The organism is Streptomyces sp. NPDC048172 (genome assembly GCF_043202595.1).
Lineage (GTDB): Bacteria > Actinomycetota > Actinomycetes > Streptomycetales > Streptomycetaceae > Streptomyces.
Genome location: NZ_JBIDAT010000003.1, coordinates 724,163 through 749,261, shown reverse-complemented (window position 1 = coordinate 749,261; position 25,099 = coordinate 724,163). Strand labels below are relative to the sequence as shown.

The 25,099-nt window shown below is 71.7% G+C and carries 27 protein-coding genes; 14 read left to right on the top strand and 13 right to left on the bottom strand.

The window, feature by feature from the left end:
• Positions 1-88 precede the first annotated feature (88 nt).
• The 3 genes from ACGF3A_RS16705 to ACGF3A_RS16695 all read right to left on the bottom strand — a co-directional run bounded on the left by ACGF3A_RS16705 (position 89) and on the right by ACGF3A_RS16695 (position 2,584).
• A complete protein-coding gene (locus tag ACGF3A_RS16705; protein ID WP_393730279.1) occupies positions 89-322 on the bottom strand; it encodes a hypothetical protein in 234 nt (77 codons plus the stop codon).
• 342 nt (positions 323-664) lie between these two features.
• Positions 665-1,789, bottom strand: a complete 1,125-nt coding sequence (locus ACGF3A_RS16700) for an alkene reductase (RefSeq protein WP_393730277.1) — start codon at positions 1,787-1,789, stop codon at positions 665-667.
• A gap of 213 nt (positions 1,790-2,002) precedes the next feature.
• Complete coding sequence (locus ACGF3A_RS16695; protein WP_393730275.1) at positions 2,003-2,584, bottom strand: NAD(P)H-dependent oxidoreductase; 582 nt, start codon at positions 2,582-2,584, stop codon at positions 2,003-2,005.
• Between the two features lie 222 nt (positions 2,585-2,806).
• Here ACGF3A_RS16695 and ACGF3A_RS16690 point away from each other — a divergent pair, with 222 nt between their 5' ends.
• On the top strand, positions 2,807-3,160 hold the full coding sequence (locus tag ACGF3A_RS16690; protein WP_393730273.1) for an ArsR/SmtB family transcription factor: 354 nt from the start codon (positions 2,807-2,809) through the stop codon (positions 3,158-3,160).
• Positions 3,161-3,177: 17 nt separating this feature from the next.
• Here ACGF3A_RS16690 and ACGF3A_RS16685 read toward each other — a convergent pair whose 3' ends face one another.
• The 3 genes from ACGF3A_RS16685 to ACGF3A_RS16675 all read right to left on the bottom strand — a co-directional run bounded on the left by ACGF3A_RS16685 (position 3,178) and on the right by ACGF3A_RS16675 (position 4,945).
• Complete coding sequence (locus tag ACGF3A_RS16685) at positions 3,178-3,504, bottom strand: branched-chain amino acid transporter permease (protein ID WP_393730271.1); 327 nt, start codon at positions 3,502-3,504, stop codon at positions 3,178-3,180.
• The gene (locus tag ACGF3A_RS16680; protein ID WP_393730270.1) at positions 3,497-4,141 is read right to left on the bottom strand and encodes an AzlC family ABC transporter permease; all 645 of its coding nucleotides are present in this window, start codon (positions 4,139-4,141) and stop codon (positions 3,497-3,499) included. Before ACGF3A_RS16680 ends, ACGF3A_RS16685 begins: the two co-directional genes overlap by 8 nt.
• Before the next feature lie 231 nt (positions 4,142-4,372).
• Positions 4,373-4,945 carry a TetR/AcrR family transcriptional regulator gene (locus tag ACGF3A_RS16675; protein WP_393730268.1) on the bottom strand — a complete coding sequence of 191 codons (573 nt, stop codon included), beginning with the start codon at positions 4,943-4,945 and terminating at the stop codon, positions 4,373-4,375.
• Positions 4,946-5,007: 62 nt separating this feature from the next.
• On the opposite strand from ACGF3A_RS16675, the gene ACGF3A_RS16670 reads away from it, so the two are divergent.
• Positions 5,008-5,820 (top strand): thioesterase family protein, encoded by an 813-nt coding sequence (locus ACGF3A_RS16670; protein ID WP_393730266.1) that lies wholly within the window; start codon positions 5,008-5,010, stop codon positions 5,818-5,820.
• A gap of 146 nt (positions 5,821-5,966) precedes the next feature.
• Positions 5,967-7,280, top strand: coding sequence for an MFS transporter (locus ACGF3A_RS16665; RefSeq protein ID WP_393730264.1), 1,314 nt, complete (start codon positions 5,967-5,969; stop codon positions 7,278-7,280).
• Between the two features lie 127 nt (positions 7,281-7,407).
• Here ACGF3A_RS16665 and ACGF3A_RS16660 read toward each other — a convergent pair whose 3' ends face one another.
• The gene (locus tag ACGF3A_RS16660; protein ID WP_393730262.1) at positions 7,408-7,860 is read right to left on the bottom strand and encodes an Lrp/AsnC family transcriptional regulator; all 453 of its coding nucleotides are present in this window, start codon (positions 7,858-7,860) and stop codon (positions 7,408-7,410) included.
• Positions 7,861-7,967: 107 nt separating this feature from the next.
• Here ACGF3A_RS16660 and ACGF3A_RS16655 point away from each other — a divergent pair, with 107 nt between their 5' ends.
• The 3 genes from ACGF3A_RS16655 to ACGF3A_RS16645 are packed head-to-tail and all read left to right on the top strand — an operon-like array spanning position 7,968 to position 10,066.
• Positions 7,968-8,585 (top strand): LysE family translocator, encoded by a 618-nt coding sequence (locus ACGF3A_RS16655; protein WP_393730260.1) that lies wholly within the window; start codon positions 7,968-7,970, stop codon positions 8,583-8,585.
• Positions 8,586-8,645: 60 nt separating this feature from the next.
• The gene (locus ACGF3A_RS16650; protein ID WP_393730722.1) at positions 8,646-9,092 is read left to right on the top strand and encodes a PaaI family thioesterase; all 447 of its coding nucleotides are present in this window, start codon (positions 8,646-8,648) and stop codon (positions 9,090-9,092) included.
• Positions 9,089-10,066, top strand: a complete 978-nt coding sequence (locus ACGF3A_RS16645) for an MBL fold metallo-hydrolase (RefSeq protein ID WP_393730259.1) — start codon at positions 9,089-9,091, stop codon at positions 10,064-10,066. Before ACGF3A_RS16650 ends, ACGF3A_RS16645 begins: the two co-directional genes overlap by 4 nt.
• A 71-nt stretch (positions 10,067-10,137) precedes the next feature.
• Here the strand turns inward: ACGF3A_RS16645 and ACGF3A_RS16640 are convergent, their stop codons facing one another.
• A complete protein-coding gene (locus ACGF3A_RS16640) occupies positions 10,138-10,242 on the bottom strand; it encodes a hypothetical protein (RefSeq protein WP_393730257.1) in 105 nt (34 codons plus the stop codon).
• Between the two features lie 34 nt (positions 10,243-10,276).
• On the opposite strand from ACGF3A_RS16640, the gene ACGF3A_RS16635 reads away from it, so the two are divergent.
• Positions 10,277-10,486: a hypothetical protein gene (locus ACGF3A_RS16635; RefSeq protein WP_393730255.1), complete on the top strand. Its 210-nt coding sequence runs from the start codon at positions 10,277-10,279 to the stop codon at positions 10,484-10,486.
• Here ACGF3A_RS16635 and ACGF3A_RS16630 read toward each other — a convergent pair.
• A complete protein-coding gene (locus ACGF3A_RS16630) occupies positions 10,483-13,620 on the bottom strand; it encodes a Tn3 family transposase (RefSeq protein ID WP_393730253.1) in 3,138 nt (1,045 codons plus the stop codon). The genes ACGF3A_RS16635 and ACGF3A_RS16630 overlap by 4 nt on opposite strands.
• A gap of 209 nt (positions 13,621-13,829) precedes the next feature.
• Between ACGF3A_RS16630 and ACGF3A_RS16625 the strand changes: the two genes are divergently transcribed.
• The 4 genes from ACGF3A_RS16625 to dhaM all read left to right on the top strand — a co-directional run bounded on the left by ACGF3A_RS16625 (position 13,830) and on the right by dhaM (position 17,621).
• Complete coding sequence (locus ACGF3A_RS16625; protein WP_393730251.1) at positions 13,830-15,257, top strand: HEPN domain-containing protein; 1,428 nt, start codon at positions 13,830-13,832, stop codon at positions 15,255-15,257.
• Between the two features lie 298 nt (positions 15,258-15,555).
• Positions 15,556-16,548 carry a dihydroxyacetone kinase subunit DhaK gene (gene dhaK / locus ACGF3A_RS16620; protein ID WP_393730249.1) on the top strand — a complete coding sequence of 331 codons (993 nt, stop codon included), beginning with the start codon at positions 15,556-15,558 and terminating at the stop codon, positions 16,546-16,548.
• A gap of 85 nt (positions 16,549-16,633) precedes the next feature.
• Positions 16,634-17,221, top strand: coding sequence for a dihydroxyacetone kinase subunit DhaL (gene dhaL / locus ACGF3A_RS16615; protein WP_393730720.1), 588 nt, complete (start codon positions 16,634-16,636; stop codon positions 17,219-17,221).
• A 1-nt stretch (position 17,222) separates the two neighbouring features.
• Positions 17,223-17,621, top strand: a complete 399-nt coding sequence (dhaM, locus tag ACGF3A_RS16610) for a dihydroxyacetone kinase phosphoryl donor subunit DhaM (RefSeq protein ID WP_393730247.1) — start codon at positions 17,223-17,225, stop codon at positions 17,619-17,621.
• A 44-nt stretch (positions 17,622-17,665) separates the two neighbouring features.
• Here the strand turns inward: dhaM and ACGF3A_RS16605 are convergent, their stop codons facing one another.
• On the bottom strand, positions 17,666-18,160 hold the full coding sequence (locus tag ACGF3A_RS16605; RefSeq protein WP_393730245.1) for an NUDIX domain-containing protein: 495 nt from the start codon (positions 18,158-18,160) through the stop codon (positions 17,666-17,668).
• A 166-nt stretch (positions 18,161-18,326) separates the two neighbouring features.
• Here ACGF3A_RS16605 and ACGF3A_RS16600 point away from each other — a divergent pair, with 166 nt between their 5' ends.
• Positions 18,327-19,400, top strand: coding sequence for an O-antigen ligase family protein (locus ACGF3A_RS16600; protein WP_393730243.1), 1,074 nt, complete (start codon positions 18,327-18,329; stop codon positions 19,398-19,400).
• A 66-nt stretch (positions 19,401-19,466) separates the two neighbouring features.
• On the opposite strand, the gene ACGF3A_RS16595 is transcribed toward ACGF3A_RS16600, so the two are convergent.
• Positions 19,467-19,652: a hypothetical protein gene (locus ACGF3A_RS16595; RefSeq protein WP_393730241.1), complete on the bottom strand. Its 186-nt coding sequence runs from the start codon at positions 19,650-19,652 to the stop codon at positions 19,467-19,469.
• A 176-nt stretch (positions 19,653-19,828) separates the two neighbouring features.
• On the opposite strand from ACGF3A_RS16595, the gene ACGF3A_RS16590 reads away from it, so the two are divergent.
• Both ACGF3A_RS16590 and ACGF3A_RS16585 read left to right on the top strand, forming a co-directional pair.
• Positions 19,829-21,004 (top strand): sensor histidine kinase, encoded by a 1,176-nt coding sequence (locus tag ACGF3A_RS16590; RefSeq protein ID WP_393730240.1) that lies wholly within the window; start codon positions 19,829-19,831, stop codon positions 21,002-21,004.
• Positions 20,992-21,636 (top strand): response regulator, encoded by a 645-nt coding sequence (locus ACGF3A_RS16585; protein ID WP_393730238.1) that lies wholly within the window; start codon positions 20,992-20,994, stop codon positions 21,634-21,636. Before ACGF3A_RS16590 ends, ACGF3A_RS16585 begins: the two co-directional genes overlap by 13 nt.
• 27 nt (positions 21,637-21,663) lie before the next feature.
• Here ACGF3A_RS16585 and ACGF3A_RS16580 read toward each other — a convergent pair whose 3' ends face one another.
• Positions 21,664-24,177, bottom strand: a complete 2,514-nt coding sequence (locus tag ACGF3A_RS16580; RefSeq protein WP_393730236.1) for an FtsX-like permease family protein — start codon at positions 24,175-24,177, stop codon at positions 21,664-21,666.
• The gene (locus ACGF3A_RS16575) at positions 24,174-24,962 is read right to left on the bottom strand and encodes an ABC transporter ATP-binding protein (protein ID WP_393730234.1); all 789 of its coding nucleotides are present in this window, start codon (positions 24,960-24,962) and stop codon (positions 24,174-24,176) included. Before ACGF3A_RS16575 ends, ACGF3A_RS16580 begins: the two co-directional genes overlap by 4 nt.
• Between the last annotated feature and the right edge of the window lie 137 nt (positions 24,963-25,099).

Sequence of the window (25,099 nt, the reverse complement as noted above, 5' to 3'; positions counted from 1 at the left end):
CGGGTTTGCACAGAACTGCGCTACGACCGCGACGGCTGATGCCCGGCCTCGGGGAACATCGGTACAGCGGTTAACGCTAAGCCGGTGATCATGGTCCGGGTGTGAGCGTGCTGACCCTGTTCTCGTACTCACGGCGGGCCTTGCGCTGGGCCGGGACTGGGGAGAGACAGTGGCCGCCGTCGAGCGGCTGGCAGCGGGCGAGGAGTCGGTGGTGTACGGCCGGGGCGGCGGTGACGCGCAGGGTGTAGCCCTGGCCGCGCGCGGCCCGCTCGACGTCGTCCAGCTCGGCGCTCCGGAGGAAGTCGGCCACCTTGCCAGGCATGTCGAGGGTGACCGGCAGCTCCGGCGCCGGCGTCTTCTTGGCCGCGATGACGTGCTCCGGCAGGAGGTCGTCGACGGCGGTGCGTACGGCGCCGCGGCCGACGTTGTGCTCGCGGGCCAGGGCGGCGTCATCGAGCAGGGCCGGTTGCAGGTGTGGGTTTCCGCTTACTTCCCGTACAACTTCGCCGACCTGCTGAGCACGGAGCAGCTACACGCGCTCGACACCGCCAACATGCGGCCCGAAGGGATCGAACCGCGTACCTGGCTCGACCGGTTCATGCCCCGTCGCCGTGAACGGCCGCCGTTCATCCTCATCAGTGAGGACGGCCAGGACCTGGCTCATTCACCCGAGGGATCGACGCAAGCACGGTGTGAGGAAGGGGTAGTCGGTGTAGCCCTCGTGACCGCCCATATAGAAGAGTTCCTGGCGTACCGGGTTCTCCGGGTGTCCGCCCTGCCAGCGTTCGACGAGGTCGGGGTTGGCGATGATGGCGCGGCCGACGGCCACAGCATCGGCGCTCTCCATGAGCCGGACGGCGTCTTTGCGGGAAGTGGCGGACGTGAAGCCGGTGTTGAGGATCACTTTGCCGCCGAAGCGCTGTCGCAGTTCCTGGACGAGGTCTCCGGCCGGCTCGTGGTGGAGTATGGACAGATAGGCCAGGTTCAGTGGGCGCAGCTGGTCCAGGAGGCTGCCGTAGGTGGCCAGGACGTCGTCCCGGTCGGTCTCGTGGGCGTCCTGGATGTTGTGTTCCGGTGAGATGCGCAGGCCGACCCGGTCCGCGTCGATGGTGTTCGCGACGGCGGTGACCACCTCGGCGACGAAGCGGGCCCGGTTCTGGGGTGAGCCGCCGTAGGCGTCGGTGCGCTGGTTGGCGGCCGGGGAGAGGAACTGGTGCAGCAGGAAGCCGTTGGCGGCGTGGATCTCCACCCCGTCGAGGTCGGCAAGCCTGACGTCGACGGCCTGCCAGGCCGCGGTGACGAAGTCGTCCATGACCGCCTCGGCCTGGGCGGGGCTCATCGCTTCCGGTACCGGGAAGGGCTGCTTGCCGTTCGGGGTGTGTGCTGTGCCGTGAAGGGGGATCGCGCTGGGGGCCAGGACGCGTCGGCCGCCGTTGATCCCCGGGTGGGAGGTGCGACCGCCGTGCATGAGCTGGAGCACGATGTGCCCGCCGCGCTCGTGCACGGCGTCCGCGACGTTCCGCCAGCCGGCCGTCTGCTCGGCGGTGACGATGCCGGGCTGGCCCATGTACGTCTGCGACTCGTGGCTGGGATAGGTGCCCTCGGCGATGATCAGCCCGGCGCTCGCCCGCTGTCGGTAGTGCTCGACCAACAGGTCGCCCGGAACGCCGGCGGGGCCGGAGCGCATACGGGTCAGCGGCGCCATCACGACGCGGTTCGCAAGCTCGATCGCCCCCAGCCGCACCGGCTCGAACAGGCCGGCCGCGCGGGTGTGCGTGGTGCTGGTCACGGAGTTCAGCGCCCCTTCTACGATGCGTGTGTCTGCGTGGTGGCCCTCCCCTTCCTGTGCCGACGGACCTCCTGCCGGCAGCGAAGCCGACGTGCGGCGGGCGCCCTGCGGGGAGCGGGCTCAGGCCAGGTGGGAGTGTGAAGCCTTCGGAGGAACAGCCGTCCAAGGGGAAGTCCCGAGGTTCCGGAAGGCTTCACACGGTTGCGGTCTGCGTCAGAAGTGCTTGGCCAGGTGGGCGTCGAACCGCTGGAAGTCGCTCTCGACGTCCGGGTTCTTCAGCACGTCGTAGGCCATGAACGTCGGCAGCGGCTTGAGGCCGATCCACTTGAAGTTCAGGTGGAGGGGGAGCATGAGTTCGTCCTCGCTGAGGCCGTCGAAGAACTTCTCCTGCGGATCGTTGAAGGCTTCCTTCGGCGCGTTGCCCGTCAGGGACAGCATGTACGTGCCGTTCAGCATCGGGGCGAGGCCGTAGTTCTTCTTGGGCTCCTCGGCGGTGCGTCCGTCGCCGCCGGAGAGTTCGCCCATCATGCCGACGGTCCAGATCTCGTCGATGTACTTCTTCATGGCCCAGGAGACGCCCATCCAGTTCACCGGCGCCTGCAGGAAGACGATGTCGGCCCACTTCAGCTTGGCGATCTCGGCCTCGATCTCGAAGGGCTGCTCCACGTACGTCGTCCGCACCTCGTGGCCCTGGTCCTTGAAGAAGGCTTCGGCCCGCTCGGTGAACGCCTGGTTCAGCTTGCCGGGGGAGATCTGGTGCTGCGCGTGGCCGTTGAGGACGAAAACGTTCGCCATGTCGGTCATCCCTTCTCGGTGTTCCTCAGCTCCCTGCCATCCCGTCTCCGCGCCACCCCGACAACATCAGGATCTACGCCCTGATGCGTACATCTAGGTCAAGAGGGTGCTTCGCTTCGCGCGAGAGGCAAAGAGTGGGGCGGATTGCCCCGCTATGTGACCACTGTATCCCATGTTCGCGTTGATGCGTACATGGGTGGGGCGGGCGGTATCCTGGACGGCATGGCCAGCCGTACCGCGTCCCCGCTCACCCATCCCGACGTCGAGGACTTCGACCTGATCAGGATCATGAGTGCGCTGACCGACCCCATCAGGCTCGGCATCGTCCTCACGCTCTCCTCGCGTCCCGGTCTGGCCTGCAGCGGGTTCTACCGCGACGTGACCCCTTCCGTGCTGACCCGCCACTTCCGCGTGCTGCGGGAGGCGGGCGTGATCCGCCAGCACGACGAGGGCAACCGCCGCATCAACACGCTGCGCAAGGAGGAGCTCAACCAGCGCTTCCCCGGCCTGCTCGCGATGGTTCTGACCGAAGGCGCCCAGCACGCGGTTCCGCTGCCGAACCTCGACAGCGCCTGACCGGCTGGCGGGCTTCATCACGCGAAGAGGGTGCTGGTCAGGGTCACGTAGACGGCGGTGCCGCCGAGGATGCTCATCACGGCACTGCGGCGCCACAGGTGCAGGCCGATAACGACGGCCACGGCCGCGAGCGGGGCGAGCGAGTTCAGCTCGGTGGGCCGCAGGTCGCGCAGGCAGTACACGAACAGGATGATCATGATTCCGGCCGGCATGCGGGCGCCCAGGTACTGGACGGTCCGGCTTTCGCGCAGCGGGGCCAGCGCGGCGAACGGCAGTGCGCGCAGCGCCCAGGTGACGGCGCCGGAGATGGCGGCGGCCAGTAGCAGGTAGGTCGTATCAGGCACGGGAGGGCTCCTTCTTGCTCAGGAGGTACTGGGCCAGGAGCGCGGCGGTGAACAGCGCGAAGGCGGCGAGGAGCATCTGGCCGGGGAAGACCAGCCGGGCCGCCAGTGCGCTGAGCAGGGCCAGCAGCGGGGTGGGCAGGTCGCCCCGGCGGTCACGGACGGAATCGAGTGCCAGCACGGTGAACAGCGCCGTCATGGCGAACTCCATGCCGCTGACGCCGGCGGGCACCAGGGAGCCCAGAAGGGCTCCGGCCGTCGCGCCGCCGATCCAGTACATCTGCAGGAACATCTGCAGGTAGAGGATGCGCGCACTCGGCCAGGACTGGGCGTGGGCCCCGGCGGTCAGCGCGTATGCCTCGTCGCTGAGCGCGTAGGTGCCGTACGCCTTGGCGGCACGGCCGCGGAGGCGGTGCATCGGGTAGGAGAGCGCGTAGAACACGTGCCGGAAGTTGACCAGGAAGGCGCTCAGCGCGATCGCCGCCAGCGGCGTGGTTGCCGTCACCAGGCCCACGAGCAGGAACTCGAAGGAGCCCGCGTAGACGAGGACGGTGAACAGGGTCGCGCTCCACCAGGGCAGCCCGGAGTGGGTGATCAGCACGCCGAAGGCGAGACCGAGCGGCACCAGGCCAAGGCCCACCGATCCGGAGTCGCACAGGGCCGCACGCGCCTGGGACCACCGCCCGGGTTCAAGGGTTTCGCCACGGCAGGTGGCCGGGCCGCCCACAGCGGGGGCGAATGTGGGCATGGTCGTGGTCTTGGATGACATATCGCCTCGTGTGCGTGCTGGTCGTGCCTGCGCGGGGTGCTCTGTGCGGCGCCCAGCGCGACGGTTCGCGAGCGGGCGGACCGGGCCGGACCCCTGACCGCGTCAGGGGTCCGGCTGCTGTGTCGCCGAGTCGATGGCGAGCATCGCCAGGGTGCGGGCGGCGCGGGCGGGTGTGCCGCTGTTCTGTACGACGCTCTCGACGGCGGCTCCGTCGGCGAGCGTCGCCAGCTGCCACGCCAGGGCGGCGGCGTCCGCCACCCCGAGCGCTTCCATCAGCGTGCGAAGCCGGGCCCGAAACCGGGCCTTGTGCTCGCGTACGACGCGGCGCCCGGGGTGGTCCGTCGGCAGCTCCAGGCCGGCACGCAGGAACGGGCAGCCGTTGAAGCCGCCGCCGGTGGCCGCATGGGCGATCCGGTCGAACATGGCGGCCACCTGCTGCCTCGGCCCCTGGTCGGTGGTCTCGGGCAGCAGGAAGTCCAGGTGGAACTGGTCCTGGGACTTCAGGACGGCGACGACGAGGTCGTCCTTACTGGTGAAGTGCCGGTACAGAGACATCTTCCCCACACCCGCGTGCTCCGAGATCACGTCGACACCGGTCGCGGTGATCCCGTTCTCGTAGAACAGGGAAGTCGCCGCGTTCAGAACCCGCTCGCGGGCGTCCCGTGTACCAGTCATGAGACTTACGATACCAGTCTGTATCGCACGGTGGCGAGACAGAGCTGTATCGTCACGGGATTATGAGCGAGTCCTTCTACCACCGCACCGGGCCCACCACGTTCACGCCGACGCCCGCCACCGAGAGCCCCTGGGACCAGTCCCTCCAGCACGGCGGCCCGCCCTCCGCGCTGCTGCTCGGCGAGATCGAGCGAACCCTGCACGGCCACAGCCGGATCACGGCCGCGCAGATCGACTTCCACGGAGCCATCCCCCGCACGACGGGAGAGGTCACCGTCCGCACCCTGCGCCCCGGCCGCCGGATCCGGCTTGACGCGGCCACCCTGACGATCGGCGGCCGGGTGGTGGCCGAGGCCCGATGCTGGTCGATGGCCACGAGCACGGGCGCCGACAAGAGGGTCGAACACCGGGCGACGCCGCTGCCCGCCATCCCCGACCCGGTACCCGAACCGGCGTTTCCCGGCTTCCCGCAACCCTGGCACTACCCCGACGCGACTGACTGGCGGCCCGTGACCGGCAGCAGCGGACAGCCCGGCCCCGCAGCCGTCTGGACCCGCGTGAAGATCCCGGTCGTCGCGGACGAGGCCATCACCCCGCTGCAGCGCCTGGCCGTGGTCGCCGACTCCGCCAACGGACTCTCCAGCGAACTACCCCTGGACGAATTCCTCTACGTGCCCACCGCCCTCCACCTCAACCTCCACCGCCACCCCCACAGCGAGTGGACCCTGCTGGACGCCCGCACCTCCCTCTCCGGCGACGGCATCGGCACCACCCAGGCCGACCTCTACGACCCTTCCGGGACGCTCGGCACCGCGAACCAGCCACTCCTCGTCCAGCCCCGCGTTCCGGACACAGCCCGCAAGAGCCGAACGTGAAAAGCGCCCCTCGACCTCCCCGCACCCGGCCGGAACCCCGGCGCACCGCCCCACGGGAGGCCGCGGACGGACTGAGTCCGGGCTCGCAGCACGCACGCACCCTGCAGACGTAACGAAAACAAGCACCGACGCCTTCGGAGAAATCGATGCCCCGCACACCCGGAAGCCTTCTCCCCCGGTCCGGCCTCCGCCTGCACCGCGCCTGGCTCGTGGCGGCAGTGACCGTACTGGCCCTGGTCTCGGCGGAAGTGTTCCGCTCCACGACCGGAGCCCTTTTCGAACCGATCGAGACGGAGTTCGGCTGGGGCCGTGCCCAGGTGTCCGGAGCGGTGACGGCCAACCTCATCATCTACGGCGTGGTGGCGCCCTTCGCCGCTGTCCTGCTGGAGCGGTTCCGGCCAAGCAGGGTCGCCGCCGCAGCGCTGCTCCTCATCGCCGCAGGCAGCGGACTGACGACGGTCATGGGCAGCCTCTGGCAACTCTGGGTGCTGTGGGGCGGGTTCGTCGGTGTGGGCGCGGGAGCACTGGCGCTCGTCTTCGGCGCGGTGGTCGCCAACCGCTGGTTCACCCACCGCCGCGGCCTGGTGATGGGCATCTTCTCGGCCGCCGGCGCCTGCGGACAACTGGCCTTCCTGCCCGTCATCGTCAACATGGCCGAACGACACGGCTGGCGCACGGCGTCACTCCTTGTCGCCGCCTTCGCCCTGGCAATCATCCCGCTGCTGTTCTGGCCGTTCGCCGACAGCCCGGCCTCCGTCGGCATCACCCCGCACGGCAGCGACCAAACCGCACCCCCCGCGCAGCACGCCGGTACGGAACCGGCCGCCAGGCGCAAGAACGCCGCCCTGGAGACCTTCGGGGTACTACGAGAAGCCATACGCCACCGCGCCTTCTGGATCCTGGCGCTCACCTTCGCCGTCTGCGGCTGGACCACCAACGGCCTGGTGCAGACCCACTTCCTGCCCGCCACCCACGACCACGGAATGCCCGCCGGCACCGCCGCCGGCATGCTGGCCCTCATCGGCATCTTCGACGTCATCGGCACCATCGCCTCCGGCTGGCTGACCGACCGGGTCAGCCCGTGGGTCCTGCTGGTCGGCTACTACAGCATGCGCGGGGTCTCACTGCTGACCGTGCACACCGTCCTCGGACCCTCCGCGGAACCACCACTGTGGATCTTCATCATCTTCTACGGCCTGGACTGGGTCGCGACCGTGCCACCCACCGTCGCCCTGTGCCGCACCTACTTCGGCCCGCGGCTCGCCACCCCGGTCTTCGGCTGGGTCTTCGCCGCCCACATGATCGGCGCCGGGGCGGGAGCCTTCGCCGCCGGCCTGCTCCGGGAGAGCTACGGCAGCTACATGATCGCCTGGTTCACCGCAGCCGCCCTGTGCTTCCTCGCCTCCGTCGCCATGTTCTTCTTGCCCCCCGCCCCCAGCAGGAGCAAGGCTGAGGGGTAGGCGAGCCGCGGTGACGGCGGACAAGTCTGTCCTCATCAGCCACAGCCGCGTCAGGCCGGGCCGGCGCTTTACAACGGGGACACACTCCGAATCGTGGCGAGCTCAAGCACCCCGGGCCGGGTGCGGCCTATTCGGGCAGCGGCCTGTCCTGGACGACGTTCTTCATGACAAGGGTGGAGGTCAGGCGCTGGACGCCGGGGAGCCGGGCGAGCTGCTGGTCGTACAGCTCCTGGAAGGAGGCCAGGTCGGTGGTCGCGACCCGCAGCAGGTAGTCGGGCTCACCGAACAGGCGCTGGGCCTGGAGCACGTGCGGGACGGCGGTCACGGCTTCTTCGAAGGCGGTGACGGTGTCGGGGGTCTCCCAGCGCAGGGTGGCGAAGACGAGGGCCTCGAAGTTCAGGCCGACGGCCGCCGGATCGACCACGGCCCGGTAGCCGCGGATCGCGCCCTCGCGTTCGAGGTCACGCAGCCGGCGGTGGCAGGGCGAGACGCTGAGTTGCACGCGGGCGGCCAGCTCGGTGACCGTCAGGCGGCCGTCGAGCTGCAGCTCGGTAAGAATCTTCCGATCCAAGGCATCCACGCAGAAGATTCTCCCCCAAAAATGGCGATCATGAGGTAAAGACGCAAACACTTTCGGGCAAATTCGGCCTAGCGTTCCCTCCAGAGCAAGACGTACGAGAGGGACCGATGGACACGACGACGCTGGCGGCCTTCCTGGCGGTGGACCTGCTGCTGGTCTTCACGCCGGGCGCGGACTGGGCCTATGCGATCTCCGCCGGGCTGCGGGGCCGCTCGGTGCTCCCGGCTGTCACCGGACTGATCGCCGGACACGCCGCCTACGCGCTGGTGGCCGTCGCGGGCCTGGCGGTGATCGTGGCGAGCTCCCCGTCCGCGCTCACCGCCCTGACCGTGGCGGGCGCCGGCTACCTGCTGTGGCTCGGTTGGGGCGTCCTGCGGGAGCCGGCCGTCCCGGCGGCCGCAGGCGAGAGCGCGGACACCTCCCGCCTCCGGGTCCTGCTGAAGGGGTTCGGGATCAGCGGCCTGAATCCGAAGGCGCTGCTGCTGTACTTCTCGCTGTTCCCGCAGTTCATCGACCCGGCCACCGGCTGGCCGGTCGCCGCGCAGACCGGGCTGCTCAGCACGGTGCACCTGACCGCGTGCGCCGTGGTCTACCTCGCCGTCGGCATCCTCGCCCGCACGGTTCTCAGCACCCGGCCCTCGGCAGCCCGGATCGTCACCCGGATCAGCGGTGCCATGATGATCGCCATCGGCGCCCTTCTGCTGGTGGAACGCCTGGCCGTCTGAGGAACCCGTCCCGCCCCACCTGACATGGACCCGAAGGAGAGCACGCCCGTGGAAGACCGGATGCAGCAGGAACAGGCGAGCCCCGCGGTGCAGAAGCGTATCCAGGACAGCTTCGACCTGCAGGGCCTGATGTCCCACCTCGGCGCACGGATCACCCACATCGGGCCCGGCCGGGTACACATCGTGCTCCCGGCCCGCCCCGAGGTGACCCAGCAGCACGGCTACGTCCACGCGGGCGCCACCAGTGCCATCGCCGACAGCGCCGGAGGGTACGCCGCGCTCACCCTGTTCGACGAGGACTGCGAGGTCCTCACCGTCGAGTACAAGATCAATCTCCTCGCGCCCGCCGCCGGTGACCACCTCGAAGCGATCGGCACCGTCCTCAAGCCCGGACGCACCCTGACCGTCTGCCATCTGGAGGTCTACGGCGTCCATGCCGATGGCGCCCGCAAGCTCGTCGCCAATGGCCAGCAGACCCTGATCCGCGTGAACAGGGCCGCCCCGTGAGCACCCAGCCGGCCCTGCCGTCCTGGATCACGTGGTGGCAGCGCCCCTTCCCCGACGCCAACACCCTCCTGCTGCCCGGCCGGCGGCCGGGCCTGGTCGACACCGGCTTCGTCGGCCACGCCGAGGAGACCGCCGCCTGGGCCCGCGCGCACGCCGGGAACATCGACCTGGTCGTCAACACTCACTGGCACTCCGACCACGTCGGCGGCAACGCCGTCCTCCAGGCCCGGGGCGCCACCATCGCCGCCGGCGCCCCGGAGGCCGAGGCGATCACCCGCCGGGATCCCGGCTGCTGCGCGGCCGAATACCTCGACCAGCCCGTCGCCCCGTACACCGCCGACCTCGCCCTCGACGACGGGCAGAGCCTGCGTCTCGGGGACGGCGACTGGGAGGTCGTCCGCACTCCCGGGCACACTCCGGGCCATCTGGCGCTGTGGCAGCCGGACGAGCGGCTCCTCGTGGTCGGTGACGCGTTGTCGGACTACGACGTCGGCTGGGTCAACCTCGTGCTCGACGGCCTCGACGCGGCCACGACCGCGCTCGCCTCCCTCAAGCGGATGGCCGGCCTCGCCCCCCGGGTGATCCTGCCCTCGCACGGCCCGATCCCCGCCGACCCCGCAACCGCGTTCGACGTTGCCCTGCGCCGTGCCCAGCGGCTCGTCGACGACCCGGACGGAGCCATCTGGTACGGCGCGCGCCGCATCTTCGCCTTCGCCCTGATGATCCGCGGCGGCATCCCGGCCGACGAGGTCGAGCCGTACCTGACCGCCCGCACCTGGCTGACCGACGCCGCCCGTCTCCTGGACGTGGCCGCCGAGGCCCTTGCCAATGAACTGGTCACGACCATGCTCGGCAGCGGGGCCATAGTCCTGCGCGACGGCCGCCTCCACGCCGCCGCCGACCACACCCCCGTGGCGCCCGAGGCGTTGCGCGTGCCCTACCCCCGCGCCTGGCCGGCGACCGAGCCGCGCTGACCCTTTGCTGGAAAGAGGGGCGGGCGAGCGACTGGAGGCCGCTCGCCCGCCCCTTGACGTGTCCGCTCCGGTCAGAAGGTGTGCTCTGCTGCCGGGAACGTCCCCGCCGCCATGTCGGCCGCGAAGCCCCGGGCCGCCTCGCGCAGTACGCCGTGCACGTCCGCGTACTGCCTCACGAACCGCGGCAGCCTTCCCGTCCGCAGGCCCACTGTGTCCTGCGGACCAGCACCTGCGCGTCAGTACCTGACCACGCTTGCGGAGAAGGTCGGCAAGGAGCGGTTCGACACCGAGTTCGTCAAGGTGATCAAGGGCAGCGGCATCGCCCCGCGTACGCCTCGGCCACACTGCGCGACTGCTGCGAAACGGCTGACCAAGGCGAGGGCCCGCAAGCTCATCACCGCCCTGACCGGCCACGACTAGTCCGCCCCAGCTCCGTCGTCGTCCTCGTCCAGCTCCGGCGCCTCCGGGTCGCGCAGCGGGCGCAGGGCGCCGGCCGCTGGCGTCGAGGCGGTGAAGCTGTAGCGGCCGAGCAGGTTCAGGTTGCGGTGCTTGAGCGGGGAGAGCCGTGCGATGTCCTCATCCCGGACCTCGTGCCCCTCGGCGCGGAGCTGGGTGACGGCGGCGTCGATGTACTTCGTGGTCCACAGCACGATGGCGTTGAGGACCAGACCGAGCGCGCCGAGCTGGTCCTCCATGCCGTCCCGGTACGCCTGGTGGATGGTGCCGCGCTTGCCGTGGCACACGTCCCGCGCGAGCTTGTGGCGGGACTCCTGCACGGTGAGCTGCCGGTTCATCTGACGGCGGTAGGTGTCGTCCACCGGGTCGACCACGCGCAGCAGGTGCTCGGTCTTCGCGATCCGCCCGTACTCCGCGAACGCCGCGCCCAGCGGGGTGGGACGGCCGTCGCGGCCGAACATGCGCAGCAGGTCGTAGGCGCGGACCTGGTTGGTGACCAGGGACCCGGCGACCTTCAGCATGTCCGGCCAGTGCGTGATCACCTTGTTCAGGTTGACCCGGTTGCGGGCCAGGTCCTCCACCGGGCCGTAGCTGCCGGTCTCGACGCCGGGCAGGGTGGCCCGCCAGAACCGCTGGTCGTCCAGGTCGCGGAAGCGCGGGCTGAAGTTGTAGCCGAGGATCTTGAACAGGCCGAACACCATGTCGGAGTACGAGGCGTTGTCGGTGGCCACCATCTCCGGCTTGACGCCGCCGTCGAGGTTCAGCAGGGCGTCCAGGATGTGCAGGGAGTCGCGCGGGGTGCCGGGGACGACCATCTGCCCGATGCCCGCGACCTGGTCGTTGACGGCGTTGAGCCAGGTGATGCCGCGCTTGAAGCCGAAGTACTTCGGTGACGGGGCGGCGTTGATGGTGCGCACCGGAACCTGGAAGCGCAGCCCGTCCACGGAGGCGAGCAGCCCGTCGCCCCAGAACTGCACGATCGGGATATCGGCCTGGGCGGCGATGAGCCGCGCGTTCGCCGCGGCGATGGTGTCGGCGCGCAGGTAGTACTGGTCGACGTGCACGAGCCGGGCCCGGGTCAGGGCCTCGTGGGCGGGGTTGACCACCGGGGTCAGGCCTATATTGCACGCCTCGGAGACCAGCAGCGCGACCATGGAGGTGGGCAGATCCTTCATCCGGGTCGTGCCGTCGCCGAGGTGCACGAAGGCGTCGAGGAACCCGGTCCAGGCGTTCACCTCGAACAGCAGGTCCGGCAGGTCGATCTTCGGGAGCATCTTCTCGACCCGCTTGCGCAGCCAGATCAGGGACTTCGGTTCGCCGAGCGCGCCGAGCTTGTCGACGTGCAGCTTCACCCGCCCGTCGTCCTGCACCTCGATGGAGACCTTCGCCGCCGGCCCCGCCTCCTCCAAACGTTCGGCGAGCTGCTTCCACCCGGCATCCAGGCCCCGCACCAACTCCGACAGGTGCTCGGTGACGGGCATGTCCAGACTCAGGGCCGCCAGGACGTCCTCCTCGACCGCGTCCCAGTCCGGGCCCTCCAGGAGACGGGCGCGCGGGTTGGACCAGCGGTGCGAGGGCGAGGCGAACACGTCGCGGTTGTTCAGGGCCCGGTGCAACTGCTCCAGCACGCACACCACGTACGCGTCCCGGTCCACCGCGCCCTGCGGCAGATCCGGGTTGGCGTACACCGCCTTGTGCCACGCCGGCGGCACGAGCTTGTCGTCCACCTCACGCGGCAGCAGCGGCTTGACCCCCACCTTCCGCCGCGCCAGCGCCGGCAGCGCGCGCACCCCGGCCAGGACCCGCTTCCCGGCACTCGCCGCGTCCAGCGCCTTCGACTCACCCAGCAACGCGAGGAACGGGCGCACCGTGGCGTACCGAGTCGCCAGCACTGCCCGCATCGCGACGTCGGCCGTGTTCTCGTCCTCGGGCACCAGGGTCACCACGGTGGCCGCCGCGCTCATCACGGCGGCACGCGGGGCGACCTCCTCCACCGCCGCCCACAGCGCGGCCACGTCCAGGTCCGCGCCGTGCTCCTCGACCAGCTCCAGCTCCTCGAACAGCACCTTCGCCGCCCGCGCGAGCGTGCGCGATGCCTTCTCCAACTGCGGCAGCGTCGACAGCCGCTCCTTCTCCGTCTTCCGTTTCGCGGCGTTCAGCAGCCGGGTGGCCATCAGGACCTGGAAGAGATCCAGGGCCTCGTCGATGGCCTTCGCCTCCAGGTGCCGCATCACCGCGGTGAGCATCGCCGTGCGCTTGGGCTCCGCCGCCCGCTCCAGCAGCGGCGCCTTCGAGCCCAGCGCGTACCGGGCCAGCGCGGCCATCCGGTTCGGCGGGATCTGCGACAGCCGCAGCCGACCGAGCCGGTACGCGCCGATCTCGTCCACCCGCTCCAGCGCACGGGCGAACGCCGTCCCCGTCGTCCGCGTCGGCGGCCGACGCAACCGCTCCAGCTCCGAGAACCGCGCCCCCTCCGGCGTCTTCAAGGTCGCCACCAACTCGCCCGGCAGCGCCGGGTCGGCGCGGCGGGCCGCGCCCGCGACCGTGGCGTGCAGCCGCTTCTCCGCGACCTTCCGGGCCTCCGACACCTGCCGCGCCAGCACACTCACCCCGGGCAGCAGCACCCGATGCCGGCGCAACCAGCCCACCGCCTGGTTGAACAACGCCACCGGCCCCTCGGCGTGCGTCCACGCCCGCCCGTGCAGGAACGTCCGGAACCGGCGCGACCACTCCGCATCCTCGTACTCGCGGTACTCGTAGGCGTCCCGGATCTCCCACGCGTGCTCGTACGGCGTCGGCTTGCGCTCGGTGTACCGCTTCACGCACGAGACGTCCTCGATGCCGAGCTGCACGGCCAGGTGCTCGACCACGACCCACGGCACGTCCAGCGGGTCATCCGGGACGAAGCGGCCGATGTAGCGCACGGTGCACATCTGGAGAGCGAACCCGAGCCGACTGTGGTCCCCGCGCCGCTTCGCGATGAGCTTGCGGTCCTCGTCGTCGAGGAAGAAGAACCGCTCCAGCTCCGGCCGGGTCGGCTCCTCGTTGAACTTGCCGTACGACGCCGCCTGCTCATCGGTCAGGAACTCCACTGGCATGGACGCGAAGCTATCGGCGCCCGCAGGCTCTTAGGGATCTTCCGCCGAACCTCGCCGCCGGGCCTGCTGCCCGTGGTAGAGGCCATGATCACCGGCTTAGCGTTAACCGCTGTACCGATGTTCCCCGAGGCCGATGCCAGAACATAGCAACGAACTTGCGGGCTGCCGATGAGTACCACTCGACGGCGCACTTCTCATAACCTACTGAGATGAAGAAGCTGCAGGTCTCCACCGGTGAATACGCCTGCACATGGTCGGTCAACGACGGAACCGTACCGGGGGAGTTGGTGCTGGCAGGTAGCCAACGCCCCCAAGGCTCGGTCTTCGACGCGCCAGGAGTATGGACCTCCGAGACCGATGGCTCCGGCTCAGTGACCAGACGCTTCTCACCACACGTGGCCGAATTCCCTCGCCTGCGCGGACGGTTGCGCACCAACCAGGATGTGGTTCTGCTGGACGCAAAGGTCACCTATCTTTTCCCAGAGCAAGCTAGGCTCAGTGCACGCATGGCACTGATCGGGCTGGGAATTCCTGAGGCAGATGAGTTGCTGTTCGACTCGGTCGAGTTCCAAGTCGGCGGTCTGACAGAGATTTCAGGAGTCCGGGCGTTCACAGAATTCTCGATGCCGGTCCGGGGTGGATCAACCGAACGGCAATTCTCCGCAGCCTGGAGCGGCGAGGCAGATCAGGAGTGGACGACCGCATCTGGTGACTCACTGTCACTCGATTATATAGCCGACCTCAAGTACGACCGCGGGTATCGATACCACCTCTCCTCGTATCCAGTAGTGAGCATCCGTGGGGTTCCAAGAACCGCAGACGAGTGGATCGACACCTACATTCGGCCGTTGACACAGATCACCACGTTCGTAACGGTACGGAAGCAGCCGATCTGCTGGGCTCGTCTCACCTGCGGCAGCCCCCGCTACAGCGCCCAGGTATTTTCTTCAGAGGTCACCCAGGAACCGTTCGACGCCGAATCTCCTGAGCCGGGCGTGCTCGCCCCGCTACTGCGCCTCGGACCTGGAGGAGTATCACTGGCCGACCTTCTGAGCGGCTGGCGAAGTCTGGGGGAGGACTACGACACCTTCTTCGACCTCCTCATAACCGCACTACGGGAGGCCATGACTCCAAAAACTCAATTTCTCTCCCTGGTTCCCGCCATCGAGAGTTATCATGCGACAAAATACGGTAGCGGGCCGATCCCCAAGAAGGAGTTCCAAAGGGAGCGCAAAGCCGTTCTGCGCAGGCTCACGGAATGCACGGCAGTGGATGATGGTGATATCCAGTGGCTCAAGCAATGGATCGATACCGTAGGAAGTTACCCACTACACGAACGCATGCGCCAACTAGCTGAAAGTCTCTCCCCGGCACTGCAGGAACGCATCCACGCTCGGGTCGACCCCCTGCCCGCCCCACTCGATACTGTCTTCGAGAATCCCCGCGACGTATGGGCAGTTATGGCGAAGGTGCGGAACAACCTCGCTCACGGAGCGGTACGGCCAACGCCCCCACAGCTACTCTCCCTGACCCGGCTTGCCCAGACCCTGGTCGCTGCCCTGGTCCTGCAGCAGCTCGGCGTCTCCGACACAACGCTTGTCGAGGCGATCGACCGTGGTGACTGGCAGGTCGTGTAGCTCCTACCCAGGACGGTACCGGCCACCCATCGACGCCACACGATGGACTGCCGAACACATCCACCGGAGGCACAAACGCGGCGTTGTCTTCGATACTGGCCGCACCCCCTACGCGCCGTCAGCGACGAGATGCCTACCTGACATCCCATCAGGAAACTCAGCAAGAGGTCAGCATCAGCCCCGCCAGAGCCCGCTCCGGGCCGCCACCCACCGCCAAGATCGATAACTGGTGAAACCCAGCCTGACCAGCGTCTTCCCCGCTAGCAGCGGCCGCTGCTAGCCTCCCCTGGAGGTACACATGAGAATGCTGATCAACGTCCCCGAGTCCGTCGTTCCCGATGCGTTGCGGGGGATGGCCGTCGCGCATCCGGAGCTGAGCGTCGATGTCGAGAACCGGGTCGTGGTGCGGAAGGACGCGCCCGTGTCGGGGAAGGTCGCGCTGGTGTCGGGCGGCGGGTCGGGGCACGAGCCGTTGCACGGGGGGTTCGTGGGGCTGGGGATGCTCGACGCGGCGTGCCCCGGGGAGATCTTCACCTCGCCCGTGCCGGACCAGATGGTGCGGGCCGCGGCGGCCGTGGACAGCGGTGAGGGGGTGCTGTTCATCGTCAAGAACTACACGGGTGACGTCCTCAACTTCGACATGGCCGCCGAGGACGCCGAGGACGAGGGCGTGCGCGTCGCCAAGGTGCTGGTGCAGGACGACGTGGCGGTCACGGACAGCACGTTCACGGCGGGGCGGCGCGGTACGGGCGCCACGCTCTTCGTCGAGAAGATCGCGGGGGCGCTGGCGGAGGAGGGAGCTCCGCTGGAGCGGGTGGAGGCGGTGGCGCGGCAGGTCGCCGAGTCCTCGCGGAGCTTCGGCGTGGCGCTGAGCGCGTGCACGACGCCCGCGAAGGGCAGCCCGACGTTCGATCTCCCGGCCGGTGAGCTGGAGTTGGGCATCGGGATCCACGGCGAGCCGGGCCGGGAGCGGCGGCCGATGATGACGTCCGGGGAGATCGCGGACTTCGCGGTGGACGCGGTGCTGGAGGACCTGCGCCCCGACGCGCCCGTCCTCGCGCTGGTGAACGGGATGGGCGCCACGCCGCTGATCGAGCTGTACGGGTTCGCCGCCGAGGTGCACCGGGTGCTCGGCGAGCGCCGGGTGCCCGTCGCCCGTACGCTCGTCGGGAACTATGTCACCTCGCTCGACATGGCCGGCGCCTCGGTGACGCTGTGCCGGGCCGACGAGGAGATCCTGCGGCTGTGGGACGCGCCCGTACGGACGCCGGGCCTGCGGTGGGGTCTGTGAGCCCGGCGGGGAACGACGGGCAGGCGAGCAGGAAGGGGCTGTGGTGAGCGGGGAATCGCTGGACGCCGGGTTCTTCACGCGCTGGATGCGGGAGGCCGCCGACGACATGGACCGGGAGGCGGACCGGCTGACCGAGCTGGACTCGGCCATCGGCGACGCCGACCACGGCACCAACATGCGGCGCGGCTTCGACGCGGTACGGACGGCGCTGGCCGAGGACGCGCCGGAGAGGCCGGAGACGCCCGGCGCGGTGCTGAGGCTCGCGGGCAAGAAGCTGGTCTCGACGGTCGGCGGCGCCTCGGGCCCGCTGTACGGGACGCTGCTGCGCCGTACGGGCAAGGCCCTGGGTGACGCGCCGTCGGTGAGCGTGGGCGAGCTGGCGGAGGCGCTGCGTACGGGCGTCGACGCGGTGGCGCAGCTCGGCGGCGCGGCCCCGGGCGACAAGACGATGCTGGACGCGCTGCTGCCCGCGGTCGAGGCGATGCCCAAGGGCCTCGACGGCGCGTCCACGGCGGCGGCGGAGGGCGCGGAGGCGACCGTTCCGCTGCTGGCGCGCAAGGGCCGGGCCAGTTATCTGGGCGAGCGGAGCGTCGGCCACCAGGACCCGGGCGCGACCTCGGCCGCGCTGCTGGTCGGCGCGCTCGCGCGCGCTGGCGAGGGCGGGGGTGAGTGACATGGGCCGGGTCGGGATCGTGCTGGTCTCGCACAGCGCCGAGGTCGCGGACTCCGTCGCGCGGCTCGCCGCGTCGCTCGCGGGGGTGCCGGACGCGCCGGTCACGGGCGCGGGAGGGCTGCCGGACGGCGGCCTCGGCACCAGCTCCGAGCTGATCACCGAGGCCGCGGCGCGGGTGGACGACGGGGCCGGGATCGCCCTCCTCGTCGACCTGGGCAGCGCGGTGCTCACGGCGAAGGCGCTGCTGGCCGAGGGCGACGAACTCCCCGAGCCCACCCGCCTGGTGGACGCGCCCCTGGTCGAGGGAGCCGTCGCCGCCGTGGTCACGGCGGCGGGCGGCGCCGACCTGGACGCGGTGGCGGCGGCGGCCGAGGAGGCGTACGGCTACCGGAAGGTCTGACTTCCCCTCGCCGTGGGCCGAGGGCGCGACGGCGCGGCAGCGCGTTACGGCTGGAGCGTGGCCGGTTCGAACCAGGCCGGGCCCTCGGCCGCCGCCTGCTGGATGCGGAACACGGCGAACTCCCTGAGCGGCGGCAGGTCGTCCACGTCGAACCAGGCCACCTCCAGCGACTCGTCGTCGTTCACACGGGCCTCGCGGGCGGCCTCGCCGGTGGCGGTGCAGCGCAGCGTGACGTCCATGAACTGGCAGACGTCGCCGTTGGGGTAGGTGACCGGCTTCTCCAGGCACTGCACGAGGACCACGCGGTCGGGCACGCAGCGGACGCCGGTCTCCTCCCACACCTCGCGGGCCGCGCAGTCGGCGGGCTGTTCGCCGGGCTCGGGGATGCCGCCGATGATCGACCAGTCCCCGGTGTCCGCGCGTCTGCCGAGCAGGACCCGTCCGGTGTCGTCGAAGACGACGGCGCTGACGCCGGGGAGGAAGAGGAGCTGGTGACCGGCGCTGACACGCAGGTCACGGATGAAGTCGGGTGTTGCCATACGGCGACCCTACGTGGTCCGGCACCCGGACCACGTTGCTCACGATTCCTGGCCATCCCTCTACGCAGCGTCAGATCAGGGGCTACGGTGGCACCCTAAGTCGCGGCTCGTGTCACAGCGTGGTGATACGGCGCCGTCCGCCGTGCCTTCGGGGGGTCGTACGGGAATGGCGTCACCGGCGCTCGGCTCGCCCCCGGCGCGGGGACCGCGGGAACGGGACAGCACGGTCCCGGACGTCGCGGGTGTCCTCGTCCTGGGTTCCTGCGCGGGATGGGCGCTGCTGTCGGCCGCGGGGCGCGACGCGCGCCCGGAAGGCGTGCTGCTCGCCGTGCTGGCGGTCGGCGCGGGCTACGCCTGCGGGCGGATCCTCGGCTCATTGCTCCCGGTCGGCGCGCCCGCGCTCGCCTCCCTGGTGGGCCTCACACTGGCACTGGCCTCCCCCGACGCCGTTCCGGGCACGGCCCCCACGGTGCCGCAGGGGCGCGCGGGCGCGACGGCCGCGCTGCTCGTGCTCTCCGTGGGCGCCGCCTGCTGCGCCGCGTGGTCGGCCCCGAAGGGCGGGCTCCGGCGCGTCCTGCTCTTCCTGCTCGGCGGGCTCATCGCGAGCGTGGGCCTGGCGTGGGAGTCGCTGATGGGGTTCACCGCGGCGGCGGGCGTGGTGCTGTGCGCGCTGGCCGCGGGGCGGCTCCGGCGCCGGGGCCCGGCGTTCGCCGGGCTCGTGCTGGCGGTCGCGCTGGCCACCGGGACGACCTGGGCGGTGGCGGAACGGTCGCTTCCCGACGGACTCTCGTCCTCGCTGGAGGGCCAGCTCACGGAGCACCGCGTGGAGTTGTGGGAGGACGCCCTCGCGACCGTCCGTGACCATCCGCTGCTGGGGTCGGGGCCCGACAGCTTCGGGGAGACGAGCAAGACGGCGGGGCAGCAGGCAGACACCGACGGCAAGCCGCACTCGGCGCCGCTCCAGGTGGGCTCCGAGCAGGGGCTGCCCGGAGTCGCGCTGCTGGGCGCGGCGTTCGGCTGGGTGCTGCTCGCGCTCTGGTACTCGCCCCGGCCGACGGCCGTGGTGCTGACGGCGGGCACGGCGCTGACCGCGCTCGCGGCCGTGTCGTGCGTCGGCAACGCGCTGAGCTTCACCCAGGTCACCACCGGCGCGGGCATGCTCGCCGGGTTCGCGACCGCACACCGCATCAGCTACCGCACCCACGCCCAGCACCCCCTGGAGGGCCTGCCTCCTCGGTGAGGGGGCGGAACGTTCACCCCGGACGGCAGGCTCGGACCACGCCCACACCCACACCCACACCCACGCTCAGACCATGCCGTGGTCCGCGCCGTTCCGGTCCCGCGTCACGTACAGCCCGATCCCGCAGGCGAGCACGCACAGGCCGGAGACCGAGCTGAGCACGATCTGCGTGAGGCCGCCGGACACGGCGACGCCGATGAACACGTTGCCGACCACGGCGAGGGACAGGACCAGCCAGAGCAGGGAGCGCACGCGAATTCCTCCGTCGGTGAGTCGTCCGTACCGCCGGGGCGCTGGACTGCGGCCCCGGCTGCGAACGGTTCCCAGCCTGCCGGTTCCGTCCCGCGCGGGGCACGGTGCGGGCACCCCGACCGATGGTGGAGCTGGCTCCACCGACCGCCGCGCACCCGAACCCTAGACTGATCACCATGCGTCAGGCCCTCCGTAACGCAGACCGCGCGCTGGTCCATCTCCTGGTCGGAGCGGGGCTGAGCGTCGTCGGGTACGTCGCCGTCGGGCTGGTGCTCGTCGCGCTCACCGCCTGTCTGCTGGTGATCGGCGCGGGGATGCTGCCGGAGGCGGTACGCGCCGTACGGCTGCTGGCCGGTGCCGAGCGGCGCCGTACGGCGGCCTGGTCGGGACGGTCCGTGCCCGAGAGCTATCTGCCGCTGGACGAGGGCACGCTCGTCGCGCGCGTACGGAACACGGTGACCGACCCCGGTACCCGCCGCGACCTGGCATGGCTCGTGGCGCAGACGTTCTACGGGCTGGTGCTGTTCTACATCGGGATGGCGCTCTTCCCCGTCGCGCTGCTCGTGGACGGGGTGTGGTGCGGGCTGGCGCGGCAGCGGCCGGTGGCACTGCCGCTCCTCCCCCGGCTCGCCTCGCTGGAGGCCGGGCTGTCCCGCGCGCTGCTCTCCCCTTCCCCCGCCGACCGGGCGCTGACCGAGCGCGTGGCGGAGCTGGCCGAGACGCGGGCGGGGGCGCTGGCGGCGCACGGCGCCGAACTACGGCGCATCGAGCGCGATCTGCACGACGGCACGCAGGCGCACCTGGTCGCCCTGTCGATGCGGATCGGGCTGGCCCGGCGGGCGTACGACAGCGATCCGGCGGCCGCGCGCAAGCTGCTCGACGACGCGCAGGACCAGGCCGAGGAGGCGCTGGCCGAGCTGCGGCACGTGGTGCGCGGCATCCACCCGCCCGTGCTGACCGACCGGGGACTCGTCGGTGCCGTACGGGCGTTGGCCGCGAGCAGCGGGCTCGACGTGGGCGTGACCGCGGAGGGGCTGGCGGACGGGCCCGAGGAGGACGGGGCCCGCGCCCCCGCCGCCGTGGAGGCCGCGGCGTACTTCGTGGTGGCCGAGGCCCTGTCGAACGCGGCGAAGCACAGCGGCGCACGGCACGCCTCCGTCGCCCTCTCCCGCACCCCGCGCCTGCTGCGCGTCCATGTCCGCGACGAGGGCGCGGGCGGCGCCGACGAGCGCCGGGGCACGGGACTGCTGGGAGTGCGCCGCCGGGTCGCGGCGCTGGACGGTACCGTCGTGCTGACCAGCCCCGACGGGGGGCCGACCACGATGGAAGTGGAACTGCCGTGCGTGTGGTGATCGCCGAGGACAACGCCCTGCTGCGGGAGGGCCTCGTGCTGCTCCTGACCTCGGCGGGCCACGAGGTGGTGGGCGTCGCGTCCTCGGGGCCCGAGGTGCTGCCGCTGCTGCTGGAGCACGAACCGGACGTCGCCGTCCTCGACGTACGGCTGCCGCCGGGCCTGCGCGACGAGGGGCTGCGCGCCGCGCTCGCCGCCCGCGAGAAGCACCCGGGGCTGCCGGTGCTGGTGCTCTCGCAGTACGTGGAAGAGACGTACGCGGCGGAGCTGCTCGGCGGCGGCGCGCACGGGGTGGGCTATCTGCTCAAGGACCGGGTGGGCAGGGTCGACGAGTTCCTCGCGGCGCTGGAACGGGTGGCGTCGGGCGGCACGGCGCTGGACCCCGAGGTGGTCACCGAGCTGATGTCGAAGGGGCGCGGCGGCGGGCCGCTGGAGACGCTGACGCCGCGCGAGCGCGAGGTGCTGCAGCTGATGGCCGAGGGCCGCGACAACGCGACCATCGCCACCACCCTGGTCATCACGGAGCGTTCGGTGCACAAGCACATCGGGAACGTCTTCGCGAAGCTCGGCCTGCCGCAGAGCGACAGCGGGCACCGCAGGGTGCTCGCCGTCCTCGCGTACCTCAACTCCTGAGTTCCGGTGACCCGTTCACGGTCACGGTCACTGTCCCCCGAGTGCCCGCCGCGCCGGCAGCGCCGTACCCGCCCAGACCGTCGCCGCGACCGCCACGACGACGGTGACCGCGAGCGCGGGCGGCACGTACGGCAGGGCGCGGGCCATGGCGAAGCTGAACGCCGTCAGCGGGAGAGCCGCCACCAGGGTGCCGAGCACCAGCCCGCAGCCCGCCACGACCGCCATCTCGAAGCGGAGCATCCGGCGGGCCTGCCCGCACCCGGCGCCGACCCGCCGCAGCAGGGTGAACTCGCCGCGCCGCCCGGCGGTGACGAGGCTGAGGGTGCTCAGCACGGCGAGCGCCGCGAAGGCACCGATGGCGGCCACGGCGACCGTGCTCAGCGCCTCCCCCGCCGCCTCGTCCTCGGCGCGCGGGGGCTCCAGCGCGGGCGAGCGGTCCACGCGGGCGCCGGGCAGCGCGCGGGTGAGCGCGCCGACCGCGTCCGCGCCGACGGCGTCCGCGCCGCCGGTGGCGACCAGGATCCGTGTGGTCGCGGACTCCCGGGTGTGGCGGGCGAGTTCGGCGCGGGAGAGCAGGAAGTCGCCGAGCGCGAGGGAGCGCGCGTAGACGGCGGTGACGCGCAGCTTCCGCTCGACGCCGTCGCCGAAGCGCAGCCGTACGATCGAACCCGGTGCCAGGCCGAGCGCGCGGGCGCGGTCCGCGCCGACGGCGACCGTGCCGGGGCGCAGCCCGGACAGTGTGCCCCCGGTGACGTCGGGGTCGAGGACGCGGGAGAGACCGTGGGGGGTGACGCCGTGCACGGGCAGCCGTTCCAGGCGGGGTTCGCCGGTCTCCTTGCGGGCGAGGACGACCGTGCCGGGCAGCACGGCGGTCGCGGCGGTGACGCCCTTCGTCCGCGCGCGCAGCCGGTCGAGCGCGCGCTCGGACAGGTCGCCGGGCGCGGTGACCGCGAGGTCGGCGCGCAGCGCCTGCCCGGCCTGGACGCCGCCCTGCGCGCGCATCGTCGCGGCGGCGGAGAGCTGCACCAGGACGAACGCGGTGACCAGCACGACCGGGGTGATCACGGCGCCCAGACGGCGGGAGTTCGCCGTGCAGTTGGCGGCGGCGAGCCAGCCGCCGGGGCCGCCCGCGCGCCGCAGCGGCCCGTGCAGCAGCCGCATCGCGGCCTCCGCGATCCAGGGGCCGAGCAGGGCGCAGCCGATGACGAGCGTGACGGCGGCCCCGCTCGCGGCCGCCGCCGCGGTCTCCCCGCGCTGCGCCGCGGCCGTGCCCGCCGAGCCCGCGCCGAGGACGAGCAGCACCAGCCCGGCCGTGCGGCGCCCCTTGCCGGGCGGCTGCACGGCCCGCGCCGGGCGCGCCTTGGCCGTACGGACGGAGGCGAGCAGCGCGGCGAGCGACGCGGCCCCCACGGTGAGCGCGGCGGTGGCCAGGGGCAGGGTGAACAGCCAGCCGGGGGTGGGCAGTTCGAGCCCGTCGGGGACGGCGCCCCGGCGCGGCAGCCACCACCACAGCGCGAGGAAGGCGGGCACGGAGCCGACGGCGCCGCACAGCGCGGCGGGCGCCGCGACCCGCAGCACCTCCCCCATGACGGCCGCGCGGAACTGGCGGGGCGTGGCGCCGACCGTACGGAGCAGCACGAGCTCGCCCATGCGCTGGTGGAGGGCCTGGGCGACGAGCGAGGAGACGACGAGCAGCGCGACGAGGACGAAGGTGGCCGACATCGCCCCCTCCAGTTCGAGCAGCCCTGAGCGGGCGGGTGCCGCGTGGAAGTGCTCGGCCGCGCCGCGCGCGTCACCGGTCAGGACGCGCAGCGCGCCGGAGTCGCCCTCGGCCCGCCCCCGCCCTTCCGCCCCGACGTCGCGCAGCCCTGCCCTGTCGAGCGCCCGCTGGACGCGGTCGCGCAGTGCGCCCGCGTCCGTGCCGCGCGCGGGGAGCACGCCGATGGCGTCGAGCGCGTACGGACGCCCGGCGCGCTGACGGGCCTCGCCCTCGGTCACGTACAGCGCGCGCGGCCCGTCGGCGACGCCCACGATCCGCTGCCCGGCGATCCGCTGTCCGGGGCGTACGCCCGAACCGCCGCCCGCGACGGCCTCGTGCGCGGCACGGGGTGCGCGCCCCTCGCGCAGGGCGTACGGCGCGAGCGCGGCGGCGCCCCAGGAGCGACCCGGCAGCGGGCGCGAGGCCCGCCCCGTCGACGCCTGGAACGAGCGGTCGGGCACCGCCTCCCGTACGCCGGGGACCGCACGGACCACGTCGAGGGCGCGGGCGGGCACGCGGACGCGTTCGGTGAGCGCGGCGGTGGCCGTCTCGGGGTCGCTGCCCCAGGGCTTGGCCGTGTAGCGGGTGGTCTGGTCGCCCGCGACGACGAGGGGCGCCGCCGCGTACCGCTCGACGCGCGGGTGGCCGAGCGCCGTGGAGCCGACGGCGAGCGCGAAGGCGCCCAGCAGGACGGAGGTGAGCGCGAGGGCGGCGAAGACCGCCGTCCAGGCGCGGCGGTGGACGCGCGCGGAGCGCGCCGCGAGCAGGCGGGCGGCGTTCACCGGACCGGACCCCGGGCCAGCTCCCGCCGGATCGCCGCCTCGTCCGGCCGCTCCAGGCAGCCGGTCACGCGGCCGTCGGTGAGGAACACCGTGCTGTCGGCCCACCGGGCGGCGGCCGGGTCGTGGGTGACCATGAGCACGGCGTTCCCCTCGGTGTCGACGGTGTGCCGCAGCAGGCCGAGGACCTCCTGCGCGGTGACCGGGTCGAGGGCGCCGGTCGGCTCGTCGGCGAGGAGGAGCCCGGCGCCCGTCACGAGGGCGCGGGCGACGGCGACCCGCTGCCGCTGGCCGCCGGAGAGGCGCGCGGGCGCGTCGTCGGCGCGGTCCGGCAGCCCGACGGCGGCGAGCGCGCGCCGGGCGCGCTCCTCGGCGGCCGGGATCCCGCCGGTCTCCGCGAGGAGGAGCGGGAGCGCGACGTTCTCCAGCACGGTCAGCGCGGGCAGCAGATTGAGGTCCTGGAAGACGAAGCCGATACGGTCCCGGCGCAGCCGGGTGAGCGCCTCGGGCGTCAGCCCCGAAAGGTCGGTGCCGCCGACGCGGACGGTCCCGCCGGTGGGCCTGTCCAGCCCGGCGGCGCAGGCGAGCATCGTCGACTTGCCGGATCCCGAGCGGCCCATGACGGCGAGGAAGCGCCCGCGCGGCAGCTGGAGGCTGACCTCGTCCAGCGCCCGTACGCCCCTCCGGTACTCCCTGCTGACCCCGTCGAGGCTGAGTGCGGACGCCCCGTCGAGGGAGACGTCCGTGCCTCCCCCGACATCCGTCACGGTCCCGCGCCGCCCGAGCATGCGTGTCCCTCCGTAGCCCTTGCCCTGTGTGCAGTAGTGCTACGGAGAACGCTAGAAACGCCAGGTCAAGGAGGGGAGGGAGCGGACTGGCGTCCCGAAGGTGGAGCGGACTCCACCACGAGGGGCCCGGGAAAGTG